This is a genomic window from Priestia sp. SIMBA_032, assembly GCF_046535215.1.
Lineage (GTDB): Bacteria > Bacillota > Bacilli > Bacillales > Bacillaceae_H > Priestia > Priestia aryabhattai.
This window is the reverse complement of record NZ_JAWRXD010001178.1, coordinates 1-251: the sequence shown is the minus strand read 5'-3', so window position 1 is coordinate 251 and position 251 is coordinate 1. Positions and strand designations below refer to the sequence as shown.

The window sequence follows — 251 nt, the reverse complement described above, 5'->3', positions numbered from 1 at the left end:
GCTGCTAAACCAGAAAAGCGTAAAGCAGTTACTGGTATGTTAGCTGGTCTAGCATTAACTTCATTCTTAACTGGTATTACAGAGCCTATTGAATTCTCATTCATGTTCTTATCACCAGTATTATATGGTATTCATGCTGTACTAACAGGTCTTTCTTTATTCATTACAACATCACTTGGCATTCATGATGGTTTCTCATTTAGTGCCGGTGCAATCGATTACGCTTTAAACTTTGGTATTGCAACAAAACC

Annotated in this window: 1 protein-coding gene; it reads left to right on the top strand. The window is 36.7% G+C overall.

Going from position 1 to position 251, the window contains the following annotated elements; all coding sequences use genetic code 11:
• A partial coding sequence (locus SB717_RS38020) for a PTS transporter subunit EIIC (RefSeq protein WP_410908348.1) occupies positions 1-251 on the top strand: 251 nt, incomplete at both ends.